Below are 5,484 nucleotides of genomic sequence, written 5' to 3'. Positions count from 1 at the left end.
CATCAAACGTGCCCGCATCGTCCACCGCGGCGGTAGCGCCGGCCGTTGGCCGGCCCACGGAAACCCCACCGGCGCCCGTACCCCCCGCGCCCCTCCAGTGCATCAGCCTCGGCCCCTTTGCCGATCGCGACAGCGCCATGGCCGCCCAGGGCAATGCCGGAACCCTGCTCCAGCGCTCGCGCCTGCGGGAGGTCGCAAAGCCCGGTGCCAGCAGCACCTACCGGGTGATGCTGCCGGCCGCCGCCAGCCGCGAAGAGGCCCAGGCCACCGTCAAGCGGATCGCCGCCGCCGGCATCAGCGATTACTACATCATGGCCCAGGGCGAAGACACCAACGCCATTGCCTTGGGGCAGTACCGCAACCGTGAAGGCGCCGAGCGGCGGATGGCCGCGCTGGCGGCCGCCGGCTTCAGCGCCCGCCTGGTCGGCGGCGCCGCAGGCACGGCCCAGTGGTGGGTGGACGCGGCCCTGGCCGGGCAGGCCACCCCCTCAGCAGCACGCCAGCGCAGCGGCGCTGCCCAGCAGCGCTCGCTGGAATGCGCGGGCTTGCGCTAGAATCGCCGTCCGCGCCGGCAATGCCGTCGCCGTGCCTTTGCCGGCATAGCTCAGTTGGTAGAGCAACCGCCTTGTAAGCGGTAGGTCCCCAGTTCGAATCCGGGTGTCGGCACCAGCTACTGCGCTTCAGCGTACCGATACGACAACAGCGACTTCACCAGGAACGTCACCTGCGTGGCCGAGCGCGCGTCCACGCGCATTACCGGCAGGCGATGGCCGGCGTCGAAAAGTGCATTGCGGAACTCCGGGATCAACAGCGCCGGATGTTCGTCGGTGCGGGTCACGCCCACCGCCAGGCTGGCTTCCGGGGCGATGCGCGAGAACTCCTGCAGCAGCTCCAGCGTCGAGGCCACCGGGTCGGGGTGCCCGGCGCTGACCAGCACGATCACCCCCAGCGCGCCTTCGCATACCATCGGCCACATGAAGTCGAGGTAGCGTTGTCCGGGCACGCCGTAGACGTGCAGCAGTTCGCCGTCATCCAGCTCGATGGAGCTGTAATCCAGCGCGACGGTGGTTTCGACTTTGTCGCCCATGGCATCGCTGCTCATCGGCATCTCGGTGCTTACCGGCTCCACGTCCGATATCGCGCGGACGGCGGTGGTCTTGCCGGCGCCCATGCTGCCGACGAACACCAGCTTGTTGGCAGGCAGGCTCATGGTTGGGCTCCCTGGAACAGGTTCAGGCCGAAGCGGCGCGCCACCCACGAGAAGAAGCGTGAGTCGCTGGCGTCTTTGCGGCGTTGCGTACGGGGCACGGCGGCGTCCTGGTTCAATGCGAGGCCACTGGCGACAGCAGCACAGAAGAGCGATTGCACCGTGTGGCGCGGAATCTGGCAAGCCGCGGCCAATGCCGCAGGCTGCCACGGGCGCGCGTGCAGGCAGGCGATGGCCAGCAGCCACGTGCCGGGCACGTCGTCGGCCTGCAGGTCGGGCCAGTGGCGCAGCTTCAACGTGGCCTGTTCGGCAACCGGCGGCAGCAACGCGGGCCGGTGGCGCGCGATGCAGAAATACAGCGCTTCGAACGAGTGCCGCTGCGGCAGCCGGTAGGCATACTGGTGCTGGAACGTGGCCGCATCGATGGGGCTGGCCGACCAGGCCACGTCATCCAGCTGTGCCACCACGTCCGCCAGCGTGGTGCCCGGGGCCAGCGCGATGCTGCGCGTGGCGCTGTCGACGAGCACGGTGATGCCACCGCGCTGCAGCAGGTGCAGGGCCGATGCACCGGGATCCGCCGATGCCAGCTGAAGAAGCAGCGGCGTGCCCGCTGCCGGGTGCTCGCTGCCCATGCCAGGCGTGGCCAGCAGCAGGCTGGAAAGCTGTTCGTTGATGTCGCGCACGGTGGCGCCATGCGGCAGCCGTCCCGGTGCCGCGTCGGCATGGCGGCGCGCGATGGACAGGATGGGTACGTTGACCGCGTTCGCTTCGCTGAGCGCGCGGGCAGCATCCGGGTGGTCCAGGCCGATCACGAGCAGGTCGCAGGCGTCGCCGGACCAGGGCTGCAGCAGCACCTCCATGCGCTCGGCAAGCAGCATCGAGCAGGCCAGTTTCAGCCGGGTCTGGTGCAGCATGTCCAGGCCGGCAGCGGCAACGCGGAAGGAACGTGTGGGGGTATTCATGCGGGTCACGCAGCAGCGCGGCGGCGGCCGCACCTCGTCCGCTCACGGACGTGGTGCGGCACGGGCGCCTGCGATCAGCTGAAGTCCAGGGTCTTTTCGAAGGCCTTCAGTTCGTGGCGCGACATGGCCAGGTTGGCCTTGCTGCGGTCCATCACCACGTACAGGAACAACAGCGGGTTGCTTTCCAGCGGGCGGATCAGGTGGTACTGGGTGGTCAGGGTGATCAGCAGGTCTTCCAGCGTGTCCGACAGGCCCAGCGACTCGGCCACGCGACGCTTGGCGCGCACCACTTCGGTGTTGCCGGCCGCGGCCAGTTCCAGGTTGATGTTGCCGCCGCCGACCATGGCCAGGGCCATGCCGCTGTCACCGTCGACCAGCGCGGCGCCGACGAAACCGGCGAGCGAATTGAGCTTTTCCAGATTGAGATTGGGCACGTAAATCCTTTTTACTTCAGGCAGTGGGAGGGGCAGGCCAGGGCCTGCCATAAGGGCACAGCGAAATCGGTAGGGCTCAGGCCGCGCGGGCGCGCAGCACGGCGTCGAGGCGGCTGGCGCAATCGCGCGCGTTGAACAGCAGCACCCCCATGTTGACCTCGTGGCCGGCAACGGCGGTCAGGGTCAGCGGCTTGTCGGCCTGGATGCGGATCAGCACCACATTGCCCAGCTTGGTGCAGATGGTGGCGTAGTCCGCGTCGCTCAGCGCCAGCTCGCGCGAGACCGTCTCGCCCAGGGTCAGGAAGGAATTGGCCATCGCGGCCAGCCGGCGACCGTCCACGCCCAGCGTGGAATCTTCGGCCACGGCGCGGCCGTCGGCGGTGGACAGCATCAGCAGGCGCAGGCCCTGCTCGCGTTCGCACGACTGCTGGAACACCTGCTCGATGGCGGCCACGTCATACAGCTGCCGGGCCGGCTGGCTCTCGCCACTGGCGTTGCGGACGATCTGGTGGATGCTGCTGCGCTGCACGTACTGCCCCCTGAGACAAAACGAAACACGGACCAACCCGTTGCGGGTTAGTCAATCAGTACTGCGAAGAAGTGTGAAATGTAGCACGTAAATTTTGCCAAAATAGACAACGTAAGCTAAACCACGGGCTGCTTTCGTCTGCGTCAAACCGTTGACGCACAAAGGTTTTGCGCCCGTGTCGGGATACGACGCGCAGGGGCAGGAAGCGTCGTGGCCGGCCAGGGCACCGGTCGTCCGCTGCTGCGTCGCCGCGAGTGGTTTGGCCGTGCGGTGACTAGACTGGTCGGATTTTCCGTGTGTGTGGAGTCAGTTGGTATGAGCAAACGTCAACCTGCGGTGTCCCTGATCGGCGTGCCTACGGACATCGGCGCCGGTGCGCGCGGTGCCGGACTGGGGCCGGAGGCGTTGCGTATCGCCGGCCTGGGCGAAGCGCTGGCCGCACGCGGCGTGGACGTGCGCGACTGCGGCAACCTGGATGGCCCGCGCAACCCGTGGACCGCGCCCGTGCAGGGCTACCGGCACCTGGACGAAGTGGTGGCCTGGAACCAGGCGTTGATGGATGCCACCTATGCCGAACTGCAGGACGGGCGCATGCCGATCATGCTCGGCGGCGACCATTGCCTGGGCATCGGTTCGATCACCGCCGTGGCGCGCTGGTGCCGGGAACAGGGGCGCGACCTGCGGGTGCTGTGGCTGGACGCGCATTCGGATTTCAATACCAGTGAGGTCACGCCGTCGGGCAACGTGCACGGCATGCCGGTGGCCTGCCTGTGCGGCCTGGGGCCGGACGCCTTGACCCGGCTCGGCGGCGACGCACCGGCGATCTGCCCGCAGCAGGTGCGGCAGATCGGCATCCGCTCGGTGGACCAGGAAGAAAAGCGCCTGATCAAGCAGCACAAGGTGGATGTGTACGACATGCGCTACATCGACGAAGCCGGGATGAAGCGCGCGGTCGAGGCTGCGCTGGACGGCGTCGACGACAACACCCACCTGCATGTCAGCTTCGATGTGGACTTCCTGGACCCCAGCATCGCGCCCGGCGTGGGCACCACGGTGCCGGGCGGGGTGAACTACCGCGAAGCCCAGCTGGTGATGGAAATGATCGCCGACACCGGGCGCATGGGCTCGCTGGACATCGTCGAGCTCAACCCGCTGCTGGACAACCGCAATGCCACCGCGGTGCTGGCGGTGGACCTGGTGGAGAGCCTGTTCGGCAAGTCCACCCTGATGCGCGACTGAGCCCGGGCCGGCGCTTCGCAGGCCTTGGCTGAACCGTTCCGGGGCGCGTTCACATCGATTGCACGCCCCAGACTTCAGATTGCATCTCACGCGGCGGCGGTGCCTGAAATGGCAGCGATGCCGACGCGATCTGCCTGAGGCAGGTGGGGCCGGAATTCGGTAGTGACGTTGAACTAATCAGGAGAATCCTATGAAGCGTGTAATTGCACTGATGCTGTTGTCGATGGTTTCGGTTGCCATGCTGGCCGGTTGCAATACCGTTGCCGGTGCCGGCAAGGACGTGCAGAAGGCCGGCGAGTCGGTTGAAGACGCCGCCAAGGGCAACTGATCCAACCGACCGTTGGTCGGTAGATAAAAACGCCGGGAATTTCCCGGCGTTTTTTTATGCCTGCAAAGCACGCCCACCATTCAACGAAGTGAGCATCCGCTTCATCCGCGCTTGACCGCCGCCAAACACCGGCTGTTGCACTCTGTCCCCACGGCGACGTTGCCGTTGCAATCCAGGAAAGGACCCATGAACAAAGACATCATTTCCGGCAAGTGGACGCAGCTCAAGGGTAAGGCACAGGCAAAGTGGGGTGACCTGACCGACGACGATTTCAAGGTGGCCGAAGGCAACTCCGAGTACCTCGCAGGCCGCCTGCAGGAGCGCTATGGTTGGGCGCGCGATCGCGCTGAAAAAGAAGTCAAGGACTTCGACGAAACGCTGCGCAAGGATTATCCAGACTTCCGCTGACCCGTCCGACGGGGCAGTGCGGCCCAGGGCCGCGACGAGGGTATGAAACCGGAACGGGCCGCATCGCGGCCCGTTTTTCGTGTGGCTGTGCGGGGATCACCGCCAGCCGTACGACGCCGGCGGGTCCGGCACGAAGGCGTCCGGGAACGCCTGCGGCCCACGCTCGCCGCTGCGGTAACGGGCGGGAATGACACCCCTCGCCACCAGGTTGCGTTCGCTGTCGTAGCGCAGGTCCAGCCGCTGCGCGGGCAGGCGCGTTGCACGCTCGAATGTCGTGCTGCCCGAATACGACGTCTCGCGCGGGCCATGGCCGGTGCCCAAGGCCGGGGCGGGCGCGGCGGCGACCGAGCCGCTGACCCGTGCCGAGGGCATGGCGG

At 67.1% G+C, this 5,484-nt stretch carries 8 protein-coding genes, 1 tRNA gene and 1 pseudogene; 5 read left to right on the top strand and 5 right to left on the bottom strand.

Annotated elements, in window-relative coordinates:
- Both RWO33_RS18905 and RWO33_RS18900 read left to right on the top strand, forming a co-directional pair.
- Positions 1–554: SPOR domain-containing protein (locus RWO33_RS18905; protein WP_314106825.1), on the top strand; the 554-nt coding region annotated here is incomplete at its 5' end.
- Between the two features lie 39 nt (positions 555–593).
- A tRNA-Thr gene (locus RWO33_RS18900) sits at positions 594–669 on the top strand.
- A gap of 1 nt (position 670) precedes the next feature.
- Here the strand turns inward: RWO33_RS18900 and RWO33_RS18895 are convergent.
- The 4 genes from RWO33_RS18895 to RWO33_RS18880 form a co-directional block, all read right to left on the bottom strand.
- Entirely contained in the window at positions 671–1,210 is a 540-nt protein-coding gene (locus RWO33_RS18895; protein ID WP_314106822.1) for a GTPase, read from the bottom strand.
- Complete coding sequence (locus RWO33_RS18890; RefSeq protein ID WP_314106820.1) at positions 1,207–2,169, bottom strand: hypothetical protein; 963 nt, start codon at positions 2,167–2,169, stop codon at positions 1,207–1,209. Before RWO33_RS18890 ends, RWO33_RS18895 begins: the two co-directional genes overlap by 4 nt.
- A 74-nt stretch (positions 2,170–2,243) precedes the next feature.
- Entirely contained in the window at positions 2,244–2,603 is a 360-nt protein-coding gene (locus tag RWO33_RS18885; RefSeq protein ID WP_070208473.1) for a hypothetical protein, read from the bottom strand.
- A gap of 76 nt (positions 2,604–2,679) precedes the next feature.
- Positions 2,680–3,132, bottom strand: coding sequence for a roadblock/LC7 domain-containing protein (locus RWO33_RS18880; protein ID WP_314106816.1), 453 nt, complete (start codon positions 3,130–3,132; stop codon positions 2,680–2,682).
- 315 nt (positions 3,133–3,447) lie between these two features.
- Here RWO33_RS18880 and rocF point away from each other — a divergent pair, with 315 nt between their 5' ends.
- The 3 genes from rocF to RWO33_RS18865 all read left to right on the top strand — a co-directional run bounded on the left by rocF (position 3,448) and on the right by RWO33_RS18865 (position 5,107).
- Positions 3,448–4,371 (top strand): arginase, encoded by a 924-nt coding sequence (rocF, locus tag RWO33_RS18875; RefSeq protein ID WP_314106813.1) that lies wholly within the window; start codon positions 3,448–3,450, stop codon positions 4,369–4,371.
- Positions 4,372–4,561: 190 nt separating this feature from the next.
- Positions 4,562–4,699, top strand: a complete 138-nt coding sequence (locus RWO33_RS18870) for an entericidin A/B family lipoprotein (protein WP_145481035.1) — start codon at positions 4,562–4,564, stop codon at positions 4,697–4,699.
- Between the two features lie 186 nt (positions 4,700–4,885).
- On the top strand, positions 4,886–5,107 hold the full coding sequence (locus RWO33_RS18865) for a CsbD family protein (RefSeq protein ID WP_145481037.1): 222 nt from the start codon (positions 4,886–4,888) through the stop codon (positions 5,105–5,107).
- A gap of 96 nt (positions 5,108–5,203) precedes the next feature.
- Here RWO33_RS18865 and RWO33_RS18860 read toward each other — a convergent pair.
- Positions 5,204–5,484 (bottom strand): annotated as a pseudogene (locus tag RWO33_RS18860) (hypothetical protein); the annotation flags it as partial.

The organism is uncultured Stenotrophomonas sp. (assembly GCF_963519925.1).
In the GTDB taxonomy this organism is placed as follows: domain Bacteria; phylum Pseudomonadota; class Gammaproteobacteria; order Xanthomonadales; family Xanthomonadaceae; genus Stenotrophomonas; species Stenotrophomonas maltophilia_AE.
The sequence above is the reverse complement of the archived record's forward strand: the minus strand, read 5'-3'. Positions and strand labels throughout refer to the sequence as shown.

What these genes read in the sequence shown, in the direction of transcription:
- RWO33_RS18865 (WP_145481037.1), top strand. Translation starts at nt 4,886, where the DNA reads ATGAACAAAGACATCATTTCCGGCAAGTGGACGCAGCTCAAGGGTAAG.
- RWO33_RS18895 (WP_314106822.1), bottom strand. Translation starts at nt 1,210, where the DNA reads ATGAGCCTGCCTGCCAACAAGCTGGTGTTCGTCGGCAGCATGGGCGCC.
- rocF (WP_314106813.1), top strand. Translation starts at nt 3,448, where the DNA reads ATGAGCAAACGTCAACCTGCGGTGTCCCTGATCGGCGTGCCTACGGAC.
- RWO33_RS18870 (WP_145481035.1), top strand. Translation starts at nt 4,562, where the DNA reads ATGAAGCGTGTAATTGCACTGATGCTGTTGTCGATGGTTTCGGTTGCC.
- RWO33_RS18890 (WP_314106820.1), bottom strand. Translation starts at nt 2,169, where the DNA reads ATGAATACCCCCACACGTTCCTTCCGCGTTGCCGCTGCCGGCCTGGAC.